At 39.2% G+C, this 18714-nt stretch carries 18 protein-coding genes and 1 tRNA gene; 11 read left to right on the top strand and 8 right to left on the bottom strand.

The genetic code is table 11. The features are described from left to right. Window positions 1-6: 6 nt before the first annotated feature. The 8 genes from purM (at window position 7) to R2876_03540 (ending at window position 8167) form a co-directional block, all read left to right on the top strand. A complete protein-coding gene (purM, locus tag R2876_03575) occupies window positions 7-1020 on the top strand; it encodes a phosphoribosylformylglycinamidine cyclo-ligase (GenBank protein MEZ4357694.1) in 1014 nt (337 codons plus the stop codon). Beyond that, window positions 1011-1652, top strand: a complete 642-nt coding sequence (purN, locus tag R2876_03570; protein ID MEZ4357693.1) for a phosphoribosylglycinamide formyltransferase — start codon at window positions 1011-1013, stop codon at window positions 1650-1652. The genes purM and purN overlap by 10 nt, the downstream gene beginning before the upstream one ends. 4 nt (window positions 1653-1656) lie before the next feature. Then, window positions 1657-3216, top strand: a complete 1560-nt coding sequence (gene purH / locus R2876_03565) for a bifunctional phosphoribosylaminoimidazolecarboxamide formyltransferase/IMP cyclohydrolase (GenBank protein ID MEZ4357692.1) — start codon at window positions 1657-1659, stop codon at window positions 3214-3216. A 13-nt stretch (window positions 3217-3229) separates the two neighbouring features. Beyond that, window positions 3230-4483 carry a phosphoribosylamine--glycine ligase gene (gene purD, locus R2876_03560; GenBank protein ID MEZ4357691.1) on the top strand — a complete coding sequence of 418 codons (1254 nt, stop codon included), beginning with the start codon at window positions 3230-3232 and terminating at the stop codon, window positions 4481-4483. 47 nt (window positions 4484-4530) lie between these two features. Further along, a complete protein-coding gene (locus R2876_03555; GenBank protein ID MEZ4357690.1) occupies window positions 4531-4896 on the top strand; it encodes a hypothetical protein in 366 nt (121 codons plus the stop codon). Window positions 4897-5030: 134 nt separating this feature from the next. Next, window positions 5031-5900, top strand: a complete 870-nt coding sequence (locus R2876_03550) for an SDR family oxidoreductase (protein ID MEZ4357689.1) — start codon at window positions 5031-5033, stop codon at window positions 5898-5900. A 93-nt stretch (window positions 5901-5993) separates the two neighbouring features. Continuing rightward, the gene (locus R2876_03545; protein MEZ4357688.1) at window positions 5994-7004 is read left to right on the top strand and encodes an SDR family oxidoreductase; all 1011 of its coding nucleotides are present in this window, start codon (window positions 5994-5996) and stop codon (window positions 7002-7004) included. 20 nt (window positions 7005-7024) lie between these two features. Next, the gene (locus R2876_03540; protein ID MEZ4357687.1) at window positions 7025-8167 is read left to right on the top strand and encodes a competence/damage-inducible protein A; all 1143 of its coding nucleotides are present in this window, start codon (window positions 7025-7027) and stop codon (window positions 8165-8167) included. Between the two features lie 170 nt (window positions 8168-8337). On the opposite strand, the gene R2876_03535 is transcribed toward R2876_03540, so the two are convergent. After that, complete coding sequence (locus R2876_03535) at window positions 8338-9216, bottom strand: polysaccharide deacetylase family protein (GenBank protein ID MEZ4357686.1); 879 nt, start codon at window positions 9214-9216, stop codon at window positions 8338-8340. A gap of 116 nt (window positions 9217-9332) precedes the next feature. Further along, window positions 9333-9408, bottom strand: a tRNA-Trp gene (locus R2876_03530). 60 nt (window positions 9409-9468) lie between these two features. Between R2876_03530 and proC the strand changes: the two genes are divergently transcribed. The 3 genes from proC (at window position 9469) to R2876_03515 (ending at window position 11920) form a co-directional block, all read left to right on the top strand. Continuing rightward, a complete protein-coding gene (proC, locus tag R2876_03525; protein ID MEZ4357685.1) occupies window positions 9469-10278 on the top strand; it encodes a pyrroline-5-carboxylate reductase in 810 nt (269 codons plus the stop codon). Window positions 10279-10293: 15 nt separating this feature from the next. Further along, on the top strand, window positions 10294-10749 hold the full coding sequence (rnhA, locus tag R2876_03520) for a ribonuclease HI (GenBank protein MEZ4357684.1): 456 nt from the start codon (window positions 10294-10296) through the stop codon (window positions 10747-10749). Between the two features lie 109 nt (window positions 10750-10858). Continuing rightward, entirely contained in the window at window positions 10859-11920 is a 1062-nt protein-coding gene (locus R2876_03515; protein MEZ4357683.1) for a tyrosine-type recombinase/integrase, read from the top strand. Window positions 11921-11930: 10 nt separating this feature from the next. On the opposite strand, the gene R2876_03510 is transcribed toward R2876_03515, so the two are convergent. The 6 genes from R2876_03510 to mutS form a co-directional block, all read right to left on the bottom strand. Beyond that, complete coding sequence (locus R2876_03510; protein MEZ4357682.1) at window positions 11931-13214, bottom strand: methionine gamma-lyase family protein; 1284 nt, start codon at window positions 13212-13214, stop codon at window positions 11931-11933. Further along, entirely contained in the window at window positions 13201-14154 is a 954-nt protein-coding gene (gene miaA / locus R2876_03505) for a tRNA (adenosine(37)-N6)-dimethylallyltransferase MiaA (GenBank protein ID MEZ4357681.1), read from the bottom strand. Before miaA ends, R2876_03510 begins: the two co-directional genes overlap by 14 nt. A 128-nt stretch (window positions 14155-14282) precedes the next feature. Next, window positions 14283-14489, bottom strand: coding sequence for a hypothetical protein (locus R2876_03500; protein MEZ4357680.1), 207 nt, complete (start codon window positions 14487-14489; stop codon window positions 14283-14285). Window positions 14490-14840: 351 nt separating this feature from the next. Beyond that, window positions 14841-15044 (bottom strand): hypothetical protein, encoded by a 204-nt coding sequence (locus R2876_03495; protein ID MEZ4357679.1) that lies wholly within the window; start codon window positions 15042-15044, stop codon window positions 14841-14843. A 117-nt stretch (window positions 15045-15161) separates the two neighbouring features. Further along, window positions 15162-16070 (bottom strand): DNA mismatch repair endonuclease MutL, encoded by a 909-nt coding sequence (mutL, locus tag R2876_03490; GenBank protein ID MEZ4357678.1) that lies wholly within the window; start codon window positions 16068-16070, stop codon window positions 15162-15164. A gap of 11 nt (window positions 16071-16081) precedes the next feature. Then, the gene (gene mutS / locus R2876_03485) at window positions 16082-18706 is read right to left on the bottom strand and encodes a DNA mismatch repair protein MutS (protein MEZ4357677.1); all 2625 of its coding nucleotides are present in this window, start codon (window positions 18704-18706) and stop codon (window positions 16082-16084) included. Between the last annotated feature and the right edge of the window lie 8 nt (window positions 18707-18714).

Below are 18714 nucleotides of genomic sequence, written 5' to 3'. Positions count from 1 at the left end.
TAAAAAATGGCGATTACGTATAAAGATTCAGGGGTAGACGTGCATGCAGGTTACAAGGCCGTTGCCCTGATGAAGGAACATGTTAAGAAGACATTTGATAACAACGTTTTAACTGATATAGGTTCCTTTGGAGGTATTTATAAGTTAGATGATAATACTGCTTTGGTAGCCGGGACAGATGGTGTCGGCACCAAGCTGAAGCTGGCTTTTACACTAGACAAACACGACACGATAGGTATAGACTGCGTCGCTATGTGCGCAAATGATATAGTTTGTTCTGGGGCAAAGCCGCTTTTATTTTTAGACTATATAGCAACGGGGAAACTGTTGCCTGAAAACATCGCGCAGATTGTAAAAGGCGTATCAGACGGATGCGTCATGGCAGGTTGTGCACTTATCGGCGGGGAAACAGCTGAAATGCCGGATTTTTATTCTGCCGGCGAATATGATATAGCAGGTTTTTGTGTAGGCAAAGTGGACATTGACAAAATTATAGACGGCTTAAGTATAAAAAGCGGCGATGCACTTATAGGCTTTGCTTCTTCCGGAGTACATTCAAACGGGTATTCGCTCGTCAGGAAACTGGTCCCTATGAAAAGAGAGGCGCTAGACGAAAAACTTCCAAAGTCAAATGAGACTATTGGAGAAGCGCTTTTGAGACCGACAAAGATATATGTAAAGACTATACTTGAATTAAACAAGAAATTTAATATAAAAGGCATATCACATATTACGGGCGGCGGCTTTATAGAGAACATACCAAGAATGCTGCCGAAAGGAACTGGCATTAAAATCGATACCGGCTCGTGGGTAGCACCCCCGATAATAGACTATCTGGTTAAAAAAGCCGAACTAACGCGCGAACAGGCATTTAATACCTTCAATATGGGTATAGGCATGGTATTGGCGGTAGATGAGTCCGTAGTGCAAGAGATAATTTCGGAGGCAGGCCTCCTTGGGGAAAAAGCCTATAAGATAGGCTCTGTGACTGATAAGGAGGGTATTTCGTTTTGCGAATAAAGAACATTGCCGTTATGGTCTCAGGTGGCGGTACCAACCTACAGGCATTAATAGATGCTATTAAAAGAGGCGAAATAAATGCAAGAATATGCTGTGTCATATCATCAAAAAGCGGTGTGTATTCTCTTGAGAGGGCAAAGGACAACGGCATAAAGAGCATAGTCATAGACAAAAAAGAGTTTTTATCAGAACAAGATTATGATACTAAACTGCTAAATACATTAAATGAATTTGGCGCGGAATATATAGTTCTGGCCGGGTTTTTATCAATTTTAAGCAAACAGGTCGTATCTAAATATAAAAATAAAATATTAAATGTCCATCCATCTTTAATCCCGTCTTTTTGTGGGAAAGGTCACTATGGTATAAAAGTGCATGAGGCTGCATTAGCATACGGCGTTAAAGTAACGGGAGCTACGGTGCATTTTGTAGACGAAGGAATGGACACCGGACCTATAGTATTTCAGGCAGCTGCGGAGGTTTTACAGGGGGACACTCCCGAAATTTTACAGCAGCGCGTCATGAAATTAGAGCACAGGCTGCTTCCAAAAGCCGTGTCTTTATTAGTAGACGACAGACTGCTTGTAGATGGGCGGAACGTAACTATCAAAAATTCTTTGAAAGAGGTGTAATAAATTGAATAAACGTGCTTTTATAAGTGTATCAGACAAAACTAATATCGTTGAGTTTGCAAAAGGTCTAATAGGCTTTGGTTATGAAATCGTCTCAACGGGAGGAACGCAGAAAACATTAGAGGAAAATGGCGTTAAAGTAATAAACGTTTCTCAAATAACAGGGTTTCCTGAATGTTTAGACGGCAGGGTAAAGACGCTTCATCCAAAAGTCCATGCAGGTATTTTGGCGATACGCTCAAACGAAGAACATATGAAACAGTTAAAAGAGCTTGATATAAACACCATAGACATCGTAGTTGTAAACCTATACCCATTTAAGCAGACCATCAAAAAACCAAATGTCTCCCTTGAAGAAGCAATAGAAAATATAGATATAGGCGGCCCCTCTATGCTAAGGGCTGCGGCGAAAAACTGGCAGGACGTAACCGTTATTGTTGACGCAGAAGATTACGGCAGGGTTTTAGATGAAATCAAAAACAAAGGGGATGTTACTTCGAACTTGAAATTCAAGCTGTCGGCAAAAGTCTTTGAGCACACTGCGGCTTATGACGCGCTTATAGCAGACTATATGCGTAAAAAAGCCGATATAAGTGAGTTCCCCCAAAAATTGACGCTTACTTTCGAAAAAATATATGATCTAAGATATGGCGAAAACCCACATCAGCGTGCAGCATTTTTCAAAGACCCGATAACAACTGGGTATTCTTTAGTCGATGCAAAACAATTGAATGGAAAAGAGCTTTCTTTTAACAATATAAACGACACGAACGGTGCTTTAGAGCTGTTAAGGGAATTTGACAAGCTTGCAGTAGTTGCAGTTAAGCATGCCAACCCTTGCGGCGTAGCATGTGCAGGAAATATCTATGATGCTTACATGAAGGCTTATGAAAGTGACCCGGTATCCATTTACGGAGGAATAATAGCCACAAATACTGAGATAGATGCTAAGGCAGCGGCTGAAATGGCCAAGATCTTTCTGGAGATAATAGTTGCCCCTTCATATACGAAAGAAGCACTTGAAATTTTAAGCCAAAAGAAAAACCTTCGTGTTTTAGAGCTTAAAGGCATAAGCTTAGAACAAAGAAACATAAAGACTTTGGATTTGGAAATGGATTTTAAAAAGGTTATGGGAGGGCTATTGCTCCAAGATGCAGACAGGGAGCTTTGCAGCGGTCAGATACAGGTAGTAACTAAGAGAGGCCCAAGCGAAGAAGAATTAAAAGATTTGATGTGTGCATGGAAAATAGTAAAACACGTAAAATCAAATGCCATATTGGTTGCAAAAGATATGACCACGCTGGGCATCGGTCCGGGGCAGGTATCCAGAATATGGGCGACTGATGCGGCAATTGAACGTAGCAATAAAGATAAAATTAAAGGTGCTGTTTTAGCATCGGATGCTTATTTCCCGTTCGACGACTGTGTTAAGGAAGCAGCGGCAGCGGGTGTAACCGCAATTATACAGCCGGGCGGGTCTATAAGAGATGCAGATTCTATAAAAGCATGCGATGAAAACGGTATCGCAATGATATTTACAGGTATGAGGCACTTTAAACATTAATTGGAGAGAAACTATGAAGATATTTGTTATCGGTGGCGGCGGTAGAGAACATGCCATAATTTTAAAATTACTTGAAGATGAAAGAGTAAGCGAGATATACTGTGCACCGGGAAACGGCGGGATAGCCAAAGTTGCCAAGTGCGTAGATATAAAAGCAACGGACATAGATGCAATTACAGACTATTCAGTAAAAGAGAATTTCGATTTAGTATTCGTAGCGCCCGACGACCCTCTTTCTCTAGGGCTCGTAAACAGGCTTAATGAAAAGGGCATACGAGCGTTCGGGCCTACAAAGGAAGCTGCAATAATAGAAGCCAGCAAAGCCTTTTCAAAGGACCTTATGAAGAAATACGGCATACCAACTGCGGCGTATGAGGTATTTGATGACTATAAGTTGGCTTTAGATTATGTTAAAACGTCTAAAATGCCGCTTGTAATCAAAGCAGACGGGCTGGCGCTGGGTAAGGGCGTAGTAATTTGCAAAACGGTTAAAGAGGCGGTTAATGCCATTAACGACATGATGCAAAAAAAGGTATTCGGAGCAGCAGGGGAAAGGGTCGTTGTTGAAGAGTTTTTAACGGGGCCGGAAGTCTCTATCCTCACATTCTGCGATGGGAAGACAGTTGTACCTATGATAAGCGCACAGGACCATAAAAGAATTTACGATTATGATCGCGGGCCAAATACAGGCGGCATGGGCACTTTTGCACCATCTCCTAAGTACACTAAAAAAATCAAAGATTTTTTCGAACAAAATATAATGCAGCGTACTGTAGATGCGATGAGGGAAGAAGGCAGAGAGTTTAAAGGCGTGCTTTACTTCGGTTTAATACTCACTAAAGACGGGCCGCGCGTGCTTGAATATAATGCACGCTTTGGAGACCCGGAGACCCAGGTCATACTTCCGCTTTTAAAGACCAGTTTACTTACTATTGTCGATTCAATAATAGATGGCAATTTAAAAGATATAAATATAGAGTGGGAGAATAAATGTTGTGTATGCGTTGTGCTTGCATCAGGCGGGTATCCAGTCTCTTACAAAAAAAATAAGATAATATCTGGACTAAATGAAGTAGATGATGATATAATTATATATCATGCAGGTACAGTTAAAAAAGGCGATAAAATATTAACTTCAGGCGGAAGGGTTTTAGGTGTAGTTGCAAAAGATTCAAATATTAAATCAGCCAGAGAAAAAGCTTACAAAAACATATTAAAGATTCACTTTGAAAATATGCACTATAGGCATGATATAGGCATAAAGTAATAAATTTATCTTATAAAGATAAATCAAACATAGAAAGGGGAACTAATATGAGCGAACAAGAAAGATTCGAAGCTTCGGATATTGAGCAAAATAAGGTCATGGCTGTTCTGTCTTATTTAGGTATACTAGTTTTAGTACCTATTTTAGCGGCGCCAAATTCTAAATTTGCAAGGTTCCATGCTAATCAAGGGCTGATAGTTGCAATCATTGGAGTTGCAGCAGTTATTTTATTTGCAATACTTTATAATATTGCGTGGGCTACATTGTCGCTAGGGCTAGTTACAGTTGTCAGTATTTTATCCTATATCGTTTGGATAGGGATTGTAGTACTTGAAATCATAGGTATCATTAATGCAGCGCAAGGTACAGGAAAAGCTTTACCGCTTGTCGGGAGCATCAAAATACTTAAGTAAATTTATTAAATAAAAAAGCAGAGGAAATCCTCTGCTTTTTTATTTAATAAAAGGATTTAAATGCATTGTTTTATTATATACACAAATGTATAATTATAATATCTTAAAAACGTAAAAGCATTGGGGTCAAAAATATGAAAAACTGTTACGGCGATGTTGTGTTAGTTACTGGTGCATCTTCTGGGATAGGCAAAGCTACGGCTAAAAAGCTTTTGGAACTTGGATTTATAGTATACGGAACATCTAGGAATCCTTCTTTAAACAATGAGGGTATAAAAATGCTAAAGATGGATATTAACGATGAAGAAAGTATCTCTTCGGCCGTTGATAGCATAATATCTGAACATGGGCATATAAGTATTTTAATTAATTGCGCTGGAAATGGCATAGCGGGTGCGCTTGAAGATATGACTTTAAATGAAATTTCATATCAAATGCAAACCAACTTTTTCGGCACTTTAAACGTCATCCGCGCTGTACTGCCATATATGAGGGAAAATGGGAAAGGGCTTATAGTAAATACCGGCTCGGTAGCGGGGGATATCGCGATACCATACCAATCCATTTACAGTGCTTCAAAGGCCGCTTTGACGTCTGTTACCCAGTCCTTAAGGCTGGAAGTTAAATCTTTTGGAATAAAGTGCTCGATAATACAGCCGGGAGATACTAAAACAGGATTTACAAAATCCAGGAAATTTATAAAAAATATATATACGTCAGCTTACAAAACCGAAGCTGAAAGAGCTATTTATTCTATGGTTAGAGATGAACTTAACGGTAAACCCCCGGAGACAGTTTCTAATACTATTATAAAAATCATAAAGAAGAGAAATCCGCGCGCCGTGTATACTGTTTGTTTTGAATATAAACTACTGGTATTTTTAAAGGCTATCTTGCCAAACAGCGTTTTGGAGTTCGTGTTAAATAGGATGTATCTAACAAAACCGCTGCCCAAAGATGCCGTTTGGCCATTTGATATCGAACAAAAAAAGGTTAATAAATAATTTATCTTTTATACATAAAAACTTTGATAAATATCTTACACATAAGGCTATAATATATATTGAGAAAGATTATAATTTAAAGAGGTGTTTAATATGTTGTGTTTAGTAACAGGTGCAACAGGACATATCGGAAGCGCACTTTTAAAAGAGCTTTTAAAAAACGGCTATAATATTCGTGTATTGATATTAAAAAACGATGACAGCACTTTGATTGAAAAACTGGGTGTTGAAATTTATTATGGAGATGTAAGGAATATAGATGATGTCCGTACCGCAATGAAAGGTGTGGATACTGTTTTTCACCTTGCCGGCATAATCGGGATAGGCTCCGGTAAGAAAAAACTCATGTATTCAGTCAACGTTGAAGGTACCAGGAATATCGTAGACGTCTGCCTTGAACAAAATGTCAAAAAACTTGTCTACGCAAGCTCTGTACACGCTATACGCGAACTGAAAAATAACATGACGATTATGGAAACTAAAGAATTTGAGCCGGATAAAGTAAAAGGCACATATGCCAAGACAAAAGCAATGGCAACTTGCATTGTATTAAAAGGCGTTGAAAAAGGCCTCGATGCCGTTGTTGTCCATCCTTCCGGCGTTATAGGACCTTATGACTTCAAGCTCTCTAATATAGGGCAGCTTATTTTGGACTTTATGGCACAAAAACTGTATGCCTATATAGATGGGGCATATAATTTCATAGACGTGAGGGACGTTGCTAAGGGCATTGTTTTAGCAGAAAAAAACGGAAGAGCAGGGGAGTGCTATATCCTGTCCGGAGAAAAAGTCACCGTGAAAATGCTGCTTGACTATCTTGAAGACATAACCGGCGTGAAGGCGCCTAAATTCAAGCTTGCGTATGCGTTTGCAAAGATGACGGGGCCGTTTGCCGAGCTATATTATAAAATAGCACGCCGCCAGCCGCTCTTTACTTCGTATTCGATATCTACGCTTAAATCAAACTGCAATTTTTCAAATGCCAAAGCGAGAAAAGAACTTGGGTTTAAGCCACGCCCGATAGTAAATACTTTAAAAGATACTGTAAAATGGATGCAGGACAATATGTCTAATTATAAAAACCAAAGAAAAAGCAAACATTAATTTAAGAAGGGAATAATTTAATGACAGCAGAAATATTATGCGTTGGTACTGAACTGCTTCTTGGCGATATAGTCAACACCAACGCAAGCTACATAGCAAAAGAGCTGGCCAGAATTGGCATAAACTTATACCATCAATCCGTAGTAGGGGACAACCATGACAGGCTTATATCAAGCGTTAAAGATGCATTTGAAAATGCGGATATACTTATAACTACCGGCGGCCTTGGACCTACATATGATGATCTGACAAAAGAAACGGTTGCAGATTATTTTAATAAAAGCATGTATTTAGATAAAGAATCACTGGACAGGATAGAGCATTTATTTAAAAGCATACACAGGCCGGTTTCTGAAAACAACAAAAAACAGGCAATGATACCTGAGGGGGCTATAGTCTTAAAAAATGATTATGGCACAGCACCCGGGATAATCTTAGAAGAGAACGGAAAAACTGCAATTTTACTGCCAGGCCCGCCAAGGGAAATGAAGCCGATGTTTGATAATTTGGTTTTACCATACTTAGAGAAAAAATCAGGAAAAACGTTTGTATCAAAGAACATAAATATATTTGGCTTAGGCGAGGCAATGGTTGAAAATATGCTAAGGCCGTTAATACTGGATTTGAAAAATCCTACAGTAGCGCCATATGCTAAAGAAGGCGAGATGCTGCTTAGATTAACTGCATGTGCTGATACAGAAAAAGAAGCCAATGAAATCATAGACCCCTATATAAAAGATATAACTAATATAATAGGTGCAGAAAACATTTATGGCATAGACGCTTATAGCCTTCAGAACGCACTTGTTAAGGCCTTATCCGAAAAGAATTTAAAGGTTGCAACTGCCGAAAGCTGTACGGGAGGGCTTATATCCAAGCGTATTACAGAGATACCGGGGAGTTCCAAAGTTTTTGAACTGGGCATATGTACTTATTCTAATGACGCTAAAGTTAATATTCTTGGTGTAAATAAGGATACCATAGATAAATTCGGGGCAGTTTCATATAATACCGCTGTTGAAATGGCACAATGCATACGCAAGATAGCTAATGCGGATATAGGTCTGGGGGTTTCAGGTATCGCAGGGCCGGAAAGCGGGGACAGCGACAAGCCGGTTGGGCTTGTATATGTGGCGGTTTCCAGTAAAACTATTCGGACGTAATTGAACTGACTCTTTACCGCGGGCTTGAAAACGAAAGGGAATACATAAGATACGTTTCTGCTTCACATGCGCTCAATCTGGCTTTAAAAGCCGCTAAAAAAGCGTAAATTAAAAATATCAGATGCCGCTTTAAATTTAGCGGCATTTTTATTGGAAAAATTTTTAAAGGGTTATCTTATAGTTTTCAGCGCTTCTTTTAAGATATTTTCTATAGTGTCCCCATGTGAACGGCAGATCCTTTTTAGGTCAAACAAGATTTCAGGGTCGTGCGTTATTAGATTAATTCCATAATCACATGTCAAAGTTGCTTTAAATCCTATTTTTTTTAAAATTGCATCTGTGTTGTCGTTATATCCGCCGTAAGGGTATGCAAAAGTATTCGGGAGCATGCCAGTTATGCTGAACACCTCGTTTTGCAGTTTTAAGATATCGTCTGTCAATACTTTTTCATATTCTTCAAGTGATTCGGAGTTAGCCTGCATGCATCCTACTCTTTTACTTGTTATAGAGTGCATATTATAGGTATGGTTTTGTATTTCAGCACATCCTGAGTAAAACATGTCGTATAACTGGGCCCAGGTTGCGTGTGAATAATCTGGATTACTATCTGGGATTTTTGTAAAATCATCGGTATTTTTACCAATAATGGATAGCACTACCTCCATGTCATATTTCTTTAAAAGGGGATAGGCATAGTTATACGTATTTAAATAACCGTCGTCAAAGGACAATATTACGGGTTTTTCAGGCAACGCGGCACCGTAATATACATAATCTATCAACTGGGACATCGTTATCGTATTATAGCCGTTGTCCTTTAAATACTTAAGGTCGCTTTCGAATTCATACGGGCTTATTACATCCTTACCCAGCTTATAAGTTTTGATCTCATGATACATAATGATAGGGAGTTTAAGAGGCCCGTCTGCACTTGTGATAGAGCCGGCAGGGGAGGATTGGCCGCTAAAAAACAGTAGAAACGATAAAAATATCGTAAATAGCAAGATAGTCTCCGGTATGTGTTTGCTGAATATATTTTTAATAATCATATTTGCCTCGTTAAGAATGATAATTAAAAATATGTCTTAAATAAAAAAAACATACTTAATGAGAGAAAATGAAAAAAGAAGCTGATTTTTTGCCTCAGCTTCTTTTAAAATATAATTGGCAGGGGAGACGCGAATCGAACACGCAACCTACGGTTTTGGAGACCGCCACTCTGCCAGTTGAGCTACTCCCCTTTACAACACTTTCAAATTATATTATATTTATTTATTATAGTCAATAGGAGTAATTTGAATATGGATACACAAAAAAAATTAGGTTTTATAGGCGGGGGAAACATGGGAAGCGCCATAATTAACGGCATAATTTTAAAGGGGATAATCCCTGCCAAGAACATAAGCGTCTTTGATATAAGCGAAGCGCAAAGAAGAAACATCGAAGATAAATTTAAAGTAAATACTTCTGACAAAATTCAAAAACTGATATCTGAAAGCGATATAATTTTCTTTTGTGTGAAGCCAAATGTCATAAAAAACGTTCTTGCGGATATTTTTAAAATAGATATTACCGGAAAGACGTTTGTAAGCATAGTAGCAGGATACAGTGCGGAGAAGATAAAAAGTATCTTAGGCAAACCAATAGACTTGCTCCGTATAATGCCTAATACCCCGCTTTTGGTGGGAGAGGGGATGACGGTATTTGAGATGCCGATAACCATTTCTGAAGGCGACATGGAGCTTATAAAATCTATTTTTGAGTCCCTAGGAAAAACATCTTATGCAACTGCAGCACAGATGGATGCTGTAACCGCTGTCAGCGGGAGCGGGCCTGCTTATGCATATATGCTGATAGACGCTATGGCCGATGCGGGCTTACTGTTGGGATTGCCTTACGATAAAGCTGTTTTATTAGCCGCGCAGACAGTGATGGGGGCGGCCAAGGTAATCCTCGATACTAATGCACACCCTATGCAGCTTAAAACTAATGTCTGTTCTCCAGGGGGAACAACGATAGCAGCAGTAAAGGTGCTAGAAGAAAATTCCTTTAAAGGCACTGTTATGGACGCGGTAAAGAGCTGCGCGGATAAATCCAGGGAGCTTTCGTAAAGTATGATTTATAAAATGAGCAAATACTATCTTTATACAGATGGAGCGTGTTCCAATAACCCGGGGCCGGGGGGATGGGCCTTTATCCTGTTAAACGATAAGGAACAATCTATGGAAAGCAGCGGGTTTATAAGCGAGACTACAAATAACAGGATGGAACTTTTAGCCGTGTTAAAGGGTCTCCTTGCTATCGATAAAAATAATTGCAGCGTAGATGTATTCACAGACAGCGCATATGTCTGCAATGCGTTTTTAAACGGATGGATACTCGCCTGGCAAAACAATGGGTGGAAAAACTCTCAGAAGAAACCTGTTGAAAACCAGGATATCTGGAAAGAAATTTTAAATCAGATTAAAGGAAGGAAAGTTTATTGGCATAAGGTAGAGGGGCACTCTGACAACGTTTATAACAACAGGTGCGACAAGCTGGCCCAAACACAGGTAAAGAACAATATAGGGAAAACACCCTGATATACCGATATAGAACTATTCGCAAAACACAAGTTTTGCGAATAGTATTGACTATGCAATGAGCGTATAATATAATAATTAGTAAAATAATACAAATTTAGAGGTCAATATGGCTAAGGATACCTCCTACCACGCTCAGCAGAATATTTTAAAAACAGAAAAATTACGAAATGTACTTAAAGAACTGCCGCCGTTTTGTGTAGATTTTTTTAGATCTACCGAAGATACCACATCGGTTTTAACAAGGCTTAACTATGCGTACGACCTTCGTATTTTTTTTAATTACCTGAAAAATGAAACGGAATTTTTTTCTGATAAAAGTATACTTACACTTGAGGCTACCGATTTAAATCAAATCACATTAAAAGATTTGGAGATTTATTTTGAATACCTGACCTATTATTCAAATGAAGAAGATAAAATGCGCGAGAATCGTGATAAAGGTAAATCCAGAAAAATTGCAAGCCTGCGCTCGTTTTTCAAATACTATTATAAAAAAGGAATCCTTACGGGAAATATATCTACATTGATACAGACTCCGAAAATCCATGAAAAGCCTATAATACGTTTGAGCGGAGAAGAAATAAGCCAGATAATATCGGCTGTACAAAACGGTGAGAATTTAACAGATGCGCAAAAAAGGTACCATAAAATTACCCAATTAAGAGATACGGCCATAATAACGCTGTTTTTATCCACAGGAATAAGAGTCAGCGAATTAGTTGGATTAAATATTTCAGACCTGGATTTTAAGAAAAATGCGTTTATAGTGACCAGAAAAGGCGGAAACCGCGTTATTTTATACTTTAACGAGCAAACCGCTGCCGTTATAAATGAGTATTTAGACGAGAGGAAGGCCAGTAGTGATTACACCCTCTCCTCCCCCCTCTTTATGTCCATACAGAAAAAACGCATGTGCGTAAGAAGCATAGAAAATCTCGTAAAAAAATATGCGAAGATAGCTGCTCCGCTTAAAAATATCTCACCGCATAAATTAAGGAGCACATATGGGACGCTTCTTTACAACAATACCGGGGATATTTACCTTGTAGCTGATGTCCTTGGACATAAGGACGTAAATACAACGAGAAAACACTATGCCGCTATAACCGAGAATAAGCGGAAATTAGCCGCGACAGCTATAGATTTAGATAAAGATAACGATATATAATATATAGATGTTAAAATACTAAATTCATGTCATTTAAAGCCAGCATTAAAGCCAATTTACAGTTTTCATAGCTTAATCCACCCTGTACATAAGCGATATAAGGCGGTTTAATAGGAGCATCTGCACTCAGTTCAATTGAGGACCCCTGAATAAAGCTTCCTGACGCCATTACTACCTTATCTTCATATCCGGGCATATCCCATGGTTCCGGAGTTACAAAGCTATCTACTATAGAGGCGTTTTGTATTGCGGTTACGTATTTTAATAGTAGTTCTTTATTTCTAAGTGCTATAGATTGGGTTATATCCGTCCTTGAATTGCTGACGCCGGGCATAACTGCATATCCCAGAGTTTCAAAGGCTTTAGCGTTCAAAACCGCCCCTTTAAGCGATTCGAAAACCACTCGGGGTGCAAAGTATATGCCCTGATAAAAAGGCAGGTAGGAAGCAGCATAAGAGCCTATTTCAGTGCCTAGGCTGGGTGCCGTGAGCCTGTTTGCTATCATATCTATATACTTTGTCTTTCCTGCTATATAAGCGCCTGTCGGAGCTATGCCTGCGCCGGGATTTTTTATAAGCGAGCCGGCAACAACATCTGCGCCGACGTCCGTAGGTTCTAATTCTTCACAGAATTCGCCGTAGCAGTTGTCTACCATAATTATCACATCGGAGCGTACTTTCTTAATGCTCGATGCAAGTTCTTTTATCTGCTTTATTTTAATGGATTCTCTCCATTCATAACCTCTTGAACGCTGTATGTAGACAAGTTTTATATTAGGATCTATCTTTATGTTGTTTATTAACTTAAAATAGTCTACATTTCCGTCTTCTAAAAGATTAACCTGTTTATATGAAACGGCCCAGTCCATAAGCGAACCCTGGCCTTTTTTGCCGTTTAGCCCTATGGTGTCAAGTATAGTATCATATGGCCTTCCGGTTGCTGAAATCATACAGTCTAGCGGCCTTAACAGCCCGAAAAGGCATAGGCAAAGCGCATGTGTACCGGAGGCTATAAGAGGGCTTACTATAGCCGATTCGGTGCCGAATATATTAGAAAAAAGCGCACCCAGAGTTGTCTTTGAATCGTCTGAATAGCCATATCCTGTAGACGGGTTAAAATGCCGGGCCGAAATATGCTCGTCTTTAAAAGCTTTTATAACTTTTAGCTGGTTTACTTCACGTATGTGGTCGAAATGAAAAAAAGCCTCTTTAAGTTGACTTTCTATTTCGCTCACGAAATTAAACACCCTTTTGCTGACTCCGAATTTATTTGTATAGATATCAATAGTTTCCAATATTTTTCTCCGTATCAAGTAAATTTTTTGTGTAGTTTATTATATCATTGGTAAAATCATCAAAATTTTTATAGGAATCCAGATTAAACCATTTTATCCTTTTGTCTCTTTTTAACCAAGTGATCTGGCGTTTTGAATATCTTCTGGTCGCTTGTTTTATGTTTAAAACAGCATCGTTTAAATTTATATTACCGTTAAAATAGTCAACCAGTTCCTTATATCCAATAGCGGAAAAAGCATTAGACTCTCCTCCGTATTTTTTATATATATCAAAGGCTTCGTCAACAAGCCCTAATAAGACCATTTCATCCACCCTATCGTTAATCCTTGAGTATAACTTTTCCCTGTCCATTTTAATGCCTATCATTATAAAGTTATACTCGTTATTTTCTTTTTGAAAATTAAACTCAAGTTCTTCTTTTTCGTTTTCGATAAGCTCAAGTGCCCTTATCACTCTCTTTATATTATTAGGATGTATTCTTGAAGCGGCAGACGGCGATTTTTCTTTTAATAAGCCATGTAAATAATCAGCGCCTTTTTCGTCTGCGATTTTTAAAAGCTCTTTTCTTAAAGGCTCGTTGGCGGAGGTCTTGCCGAAATCCAATTTATATGTGACAGAGTTCAAATAAAGCCCGGTACCTCCGCAAATTACAGGCGTTTTACCCCTGTTTAAGATATCGTTGATTAATTTAAAAGCCCTGTCTTTGAAAACGGATACTGAAAAATCGGCATCTACGTCCACCTCATCTATAAGATAGTGGGGTATCCCCTCTTTTTCCTCTTCGGAGGGCTTTGCAGTGCCGATGTTTAGCTGTTTATATATCTGCATGGAATCGGCGGAGATTATTTCCCCGTTTACGCTCTTTGCTATTTTAATGGATAGCGCCGTCTTGCCTGAGGCGGTTGGCCCGACGACTAGTATGACGTTTGGTTTTTCCATCGTTTCTCCCGCTAAACTATACGTTTAAAGCTTTTTTCAAGCTCATTTTTTCTTATAACTGTCACAATTGGGCGCCCATGAGGACAAGTAGGTATTTTTTGCTGTCCGCATAGTTTTAACAAGAGTGCCTATTCCTTTTCGCTCAATTTATGCCCCGCTTTATTGGCGCTTTTGCATACCAGCTGCAGCATACAGTCTCTTTTTAACACCATGTCTTTATGGCCTAAATCCTTTAAGGCAGATAAGATGTCGCTGAACATCGCAGATAAATTATCGTTTTCGTAGATATACGGCACAGCGGAAACACGGTATTCCAGTGCCCCGAAATCAGATATATCAAATCCTAGGCTTGAAAAGGCTTCCAGGTTATCGTTTATTATATTTTTCCTCGTGTGTAACGCGGACTATGTGCGGCATCAAAAGCGGCTGAGAATGCACTGCTGTTTTAAGTTCGACAAGCGTTTTATCATATAGCATTCATGCGCCGCATGAAATCTATGATAAACAATCATCTCCGGATTCTACATGATATAAGAATCAAACACTTGCATAATCTCGTAGGATAAGAACATGTCCTGTTTTTCTTGAGAACTTTATCTACAGGCGGGTTTTTAATAAAACAGGTTCTTTTTCAGTTTCGGTAAAAGGGCTGTTCTAAATCCGTTTCATCTTTGCCTTTGTAAAACTCAAAGGGCATCTATTAAAGCATCTTCATCGGACATGGCTATTTGTTTAGTGTTTTTGTTTAGTGAGGATACCGGCTTTAAGTCTGGAATAATAGCCTTTAAGTTGCTATTATAAGAAACAGCAGGAATTTCTTTATCACTCTTTTGCTTCCTCTTCCCCCACCGTTTCAGAAAATACTTTAATATCTCTTTTTTCGTTTCCATCCGGTTTGAGGCTAGCGTTTTTTACTGAACCAAATATATTTATGCTGTTAATGCCGTTTAAAACCGCGCTATATACAGTATTCAACGGACTTTTCATCTCTGAATTTAACAGACAACTTATTTAGGGTGAACGTTTACATCGAAATAATTTGCCGGCATATCCAGATAAAGCAAAACAAACGGGAAGAGCCCCTTTAGAAGCCTTTCAGAATAGGCGTTTTGTACACTTGAGGCTATAAGCTGGCTTTTTATAAACCGCCGGTTCACAAAAACGGATTGGTACCTCCTGCTCTTTTGTGAAAACTGCGGGTAACCGCAGTAACCAAAGACGTGAATCCCATTTAAGACATATTCTAAACTAAATACATTGTCTAAAATATCCCTGCCGAATACACACGAAGCGGCATTCATTATATCCCCGTTTCCGGAGCTGTGAAAAACAGTAGCTCCATTATTTATATATTTAAATGAAATATCCGGATGGGATAAAATAAGTTTTGAAACTAAATCCGTTATCGCGGCGGCTTCTGCGGCAACGCTTTTTAAAAATTTAAACCGAGCCGGAGTATTATAAAACAGGTTTTCAACTATTATCGAAGTGCCGGCAGAAAGGCCGCATGGCTTGACATCACCTGCCTTGCCGCCTGATACTTCTATCTGTGCCCCCATTTCATCAACTGAACGTTTTGTTTTTAAAGTTGCCATAGAAACTGCGGCTATACTTGACAGAGCCTCGCCTCTAAAACCAAGGGAGTTCAGATCGTTTAAATCTGTAAAATCGCTTATCTTGCTTGTAGAATGCCTCTCGAATGCAAGAGATAGGTCATCTGGTGCCATTCCACAGCCATTGTCCATAACGCGGATCTTTTTTATCCCGCCGTTCTCTATCTCGATGGTAATTAAGTTAGCGCCGGCATCTATAGAGTTTTCCACCAGTTCCTTAATGATAGAAGCCGGGCGCTCAATGACTTCGCCTGCCGCTATCTTGTTTATTGTATTTTCATCTAAAAGTCTTATCATTCCCATTTTTTAAATACCTATATCCTCTTTACGCGTATGTTTAATTCACTAATCAAGTTAAGCGCATCCAAAGGTGTCAAACTGTCGACATTTACATTCTTTAAAGCGTCTAAAATTTCTTTTTCAGCGTTTTCGGAAAACATTGCTAGCTGATGGGGATTATCATTATTATCAGCAACTGCAGAGGAAATATCTATATTATTTATGTCCGATTGCTCAAGCTTCTTTAAAATCTCTTTGGCGCGGTTGATAACTTCTTTAGGAAGCCCTGCAAGGTTTGCGACTTCTATGCCGAAACTTTTATTCGTCCCCCCTCGCTTTATTTTCCTTAAAAATATTATATCATCTCCGTATTCTTTAACTATAACGGAGTAGTTCTTAACGCCGGGAAGCAGCCCTTCCAGTTCTGTCAGTTCGTGGTAATGCGTTGCAAAAAGCGTTTTTGCGCCGATGTTGTCTGTATTGCATATAAATTCAACAACAGACCAGGCAATACTTAATCCGTCCAATGTGCTCGTGCCCCTGCCTATCTCATCTAGGATTATAAGGCTTTTCGAGGTAGCGTTGTGTAAGATGTTTGCCACTTCGTTCATTTCGACCATAAATGTGCTCTGCCCTGAAGCTAAATCATCGGATGCGCCGACGCGTGTAAAGATACGGTCTACTATAGATAAATTCGCACTCTCGGCCGGTACGAAGCTGCCTATCTGAGCCATAAGGGTTATTAAACCAATTTGGCGCATAAACGTACTTTTTCCTGCCATATTGGGGCCGGTTATAATGATCATTCTGTTTTCAGCGGTATCCATCAAAGAATCGTTTGCAACGAAATCCGAAACCATGCGTTCAACGACAGGGTGGCGCCCTTTTGCTATCTTTATGTGCCCGTCGTCAGTAATCTGCGGGCGTACATAGCCGTTGTCGTATGCGCATTTTGCAAGCGAGGCAAGGGAATCTATGGTCGCTAAAACATTTGCCGTTTGCTGTATTCTAGAAATGTTGTCACAAAGTATCGCACGTATCTTAGCGAACTCTAAATACTCTATTTTCTTACACGTCTCCTCTGCGGATATTATCTCGTCTTCTAATTGCTTTAATTCGGGTGTTATGAACCTTTCGGAATTTGCAAGCGTCTGTCTGCGCTGATACCTGTATGGCACGACGTCTGCATTGGAGCGTGTGACTTCTATATAGTATCCGAATACACGGTTGTAGCCTATCCTTAAATTCTTTATACCGGTTTCTTCTTTTTCTTTTTTCTCTAGCTTTAAAATATACTCCTTGCTGTTTTGCGAGATGTTTTTAAGCCTGTCTATCTCAGCGTTATATCCCAATTTTATTATCCCGCCGTCTTTTATCCCTGCCGGGGCGTTTTCTTCTATCGAGTCTTCTAAAAGTTTTACTATGTCTTCTAATAAATCCAGCTTATCAGACAGGTTTTTGAGCATGTCCCTGTCAAAAGTGCTAATTGCTTTTTTTATGGCAGGTATCTTTTGAAGGGACTGTTTTAGTGAAATGCAGTTTCTCGCGTCCAGGCTGCCATAAGATATTTTGCTTATTATCCTCTCAATGTCATAAACGCCGTTAAGCGCATCGCGTATCTCTTCCCGTTTTGTGTTTTCCTCAAAAAGCTCATTTACAGCATCAAGCCTTAAGTTTATATGTTTTTCTATAAGCAGCGGCTGTACCAGCCAGTTTCTTATCATACGCGAGCCCATTGCAGTTTTGGTTTTATCAAGCAGCCAAACAAGGGAACCTTTCTTTGAGCCTTCCCTTATCGTGCTTGTAAGCTCTAAGTTCCTGCGTGTCGAAGCGTCCAGTATCATATACGTGTTGTCGTAGCAGTATTTTATATCCGTTATATGGTTTAAATCGTTTTTCTGTGTCTTTTTTAAATACTGCATCAATGCGCCAGCAGCATATACGGAATACGGCTTGTCCTCTATACTAAAACACTCAAGCGATTCAACGTCGAAATGCTTTAAAAGCGCTTCTTTAGCCAATTCTTTTTCTATGCCAAGAGAGGAAGTACACTCTATCAGTATATTGTCCTGCTTAAGAAGGCTGTTTATTTTGTTTTCATAAATGTAAAGCGCATCGTTTAATATAAACTCTTTTGGCTGTATCCTGATTACTTCGTTTAAAAAACTCTCTACGCTGTTTTCAGATGTGTCCGTTGTTATTTCACCGGTAAAGAAGCTGCCTGTAGATATGTCGGCATAAGAAAAGCCGACTTTATTGTCAAACAAAAAGCCGCTCATTATATAGTTATTTTCTTTTTCATCTAAAATAGAAGATTCTATTATTGTACCCGGGGTTATGACGCGTGTGACATCCCGCTCGACAAGGCCTTTAGATTCTGCCGGGTCTGTCAGCTGTTCGCATATAGCTACCTTATACCCTTTTGAGATAAGCTTGTTTATATAACCGTCTACTGCATGGTAAGGCACACCACACATCGGCGCTTTCTCAGCAAGGCCGCAGTCCCGCCCTGTTAAGACTATTTCAAGTTCTCTTGAGGCGATTTTGGCATCTTCAAAAAACATCTCGTAAAAGTCGCCTAAACGGAAAAGCAAAATAACATCGTTGTATTTTTCCTTAAGGTCCATATACTGCCGCATCATAGGCGTTAATTCGCTCATGTCATTTC

The organism is Eubacteriales bacterium (genome assembly GCA_041390245.1).
In the GTDB taxonomy this organism is placed as follows: Bacteria; Bacillota; Clostridia; order Christensenellales; family JAWKQI01; genus JAWKQI01.
Note: the sequence above shows the minus strand (reverse complement) of the source record. Positions and strands in the feature narration are given on the sequence as shown.

What these genes read in the sequence shown, in the direction of transcription:
- R2876_03550 (MEZ4357689.1), top strand. Translation starts at nt 5,031, where the DNA reads ATGAAAAACTGTTACGGCGATGTTGTGTTAGTTACTGGTGCATCTTCT.
- purM (MEZ4357694.1), top strand. Translation starts at nt 7, where the DNA reads ATGGCGATTACGTATAAAGATTCAGGGGTAGACGTGCATGCAGGTTAC.
- rnhA (MEZ4357684.1), top strand. Translation starts at nt 10,294, where the DNA reads ATGAGCAAATACTATCTTTATACAGATGGAGCGTGTTCCAATAACCCG.
- R2876_03515 (MEZ4357683.1), top strand. Translation starts at nt 10,859, where the DNA reads ATGGCTAAGGATACCTCCTACCACGCTCAGCAGAATATTTTAAAAACA.
- purD (MEZ4357691.1), top strand. Translation starts at nt 3,230, where the DNA reads ATGAAGATATTTGTTATCGGTGGCGGCGGTAGAGAACATGCCATAATT.
- miaA (MEZ4357681.1), bottom strand. Translation starts at nt 14,154, where the DNA reads ATGGAAAAACCAAACGTCATACTAGTCGTCGGGCCAACCGCCTCAGGC.
- mutS (MEZ4357677.1), bottom strand. Translation starts at nt 18,706, where the DNA reads ATGAGCGAATTAACGCCTATGATGCGGCAGTATATGGACCTTAAGGAA.
- R2876_03495 (MEZ4357679.1), bottom strand. Translation starts at nt 15,044, where the DNA reads ATGGAAACGAAAAAAGAGATATTAAAGTATTTTCTGAAACGGTGGGGG.
- mutL (MEZ4357678.1), bottom strand. Translation starts at nt 16,070, where the DNA reads ATGGGAATGATAAGACTTTTAGATGAAAATACAATAAACAAGATAGCG.
- R2876_03535 (MEZ4357686.1), bottom strand. Translation starts at nt 9,216, where the DNA reads ATGATTATTAAAAATATATTCAGCAAACACATACCGGAGACTATCTTG.
- R2876_03555 (MEZ4357690.1), top strand. Translation starts at nt 4,531, where the DNA reads ATGAGCGAACAAGAAAGATTCGAAGCTTCGGATATTGAGCAAAATAAG.
- proC (MEZ4357685.1), top strand. Translation starts at nt 9,469, where the DNA reads ATGGATACACAAAAAAAATTAGGTTTTATAGGCGGGGGAAACATGGGA.
- R2876_03540 (MEZ4357687.1), top strand. Translation starts at nt 7,025, where the DNA reads ATGACAGCAGAAATATTATGCGTTGGTACTGAACTGCTTCTTGGCGAT.
- R2876_03545 (MEZ4357688.1), top strand. Translation starts at nt 5,994, where the DNA reads ATGTTGTGTTTAGTAACAGGTGCAACAGGACATATCGGAAGCGCACTT.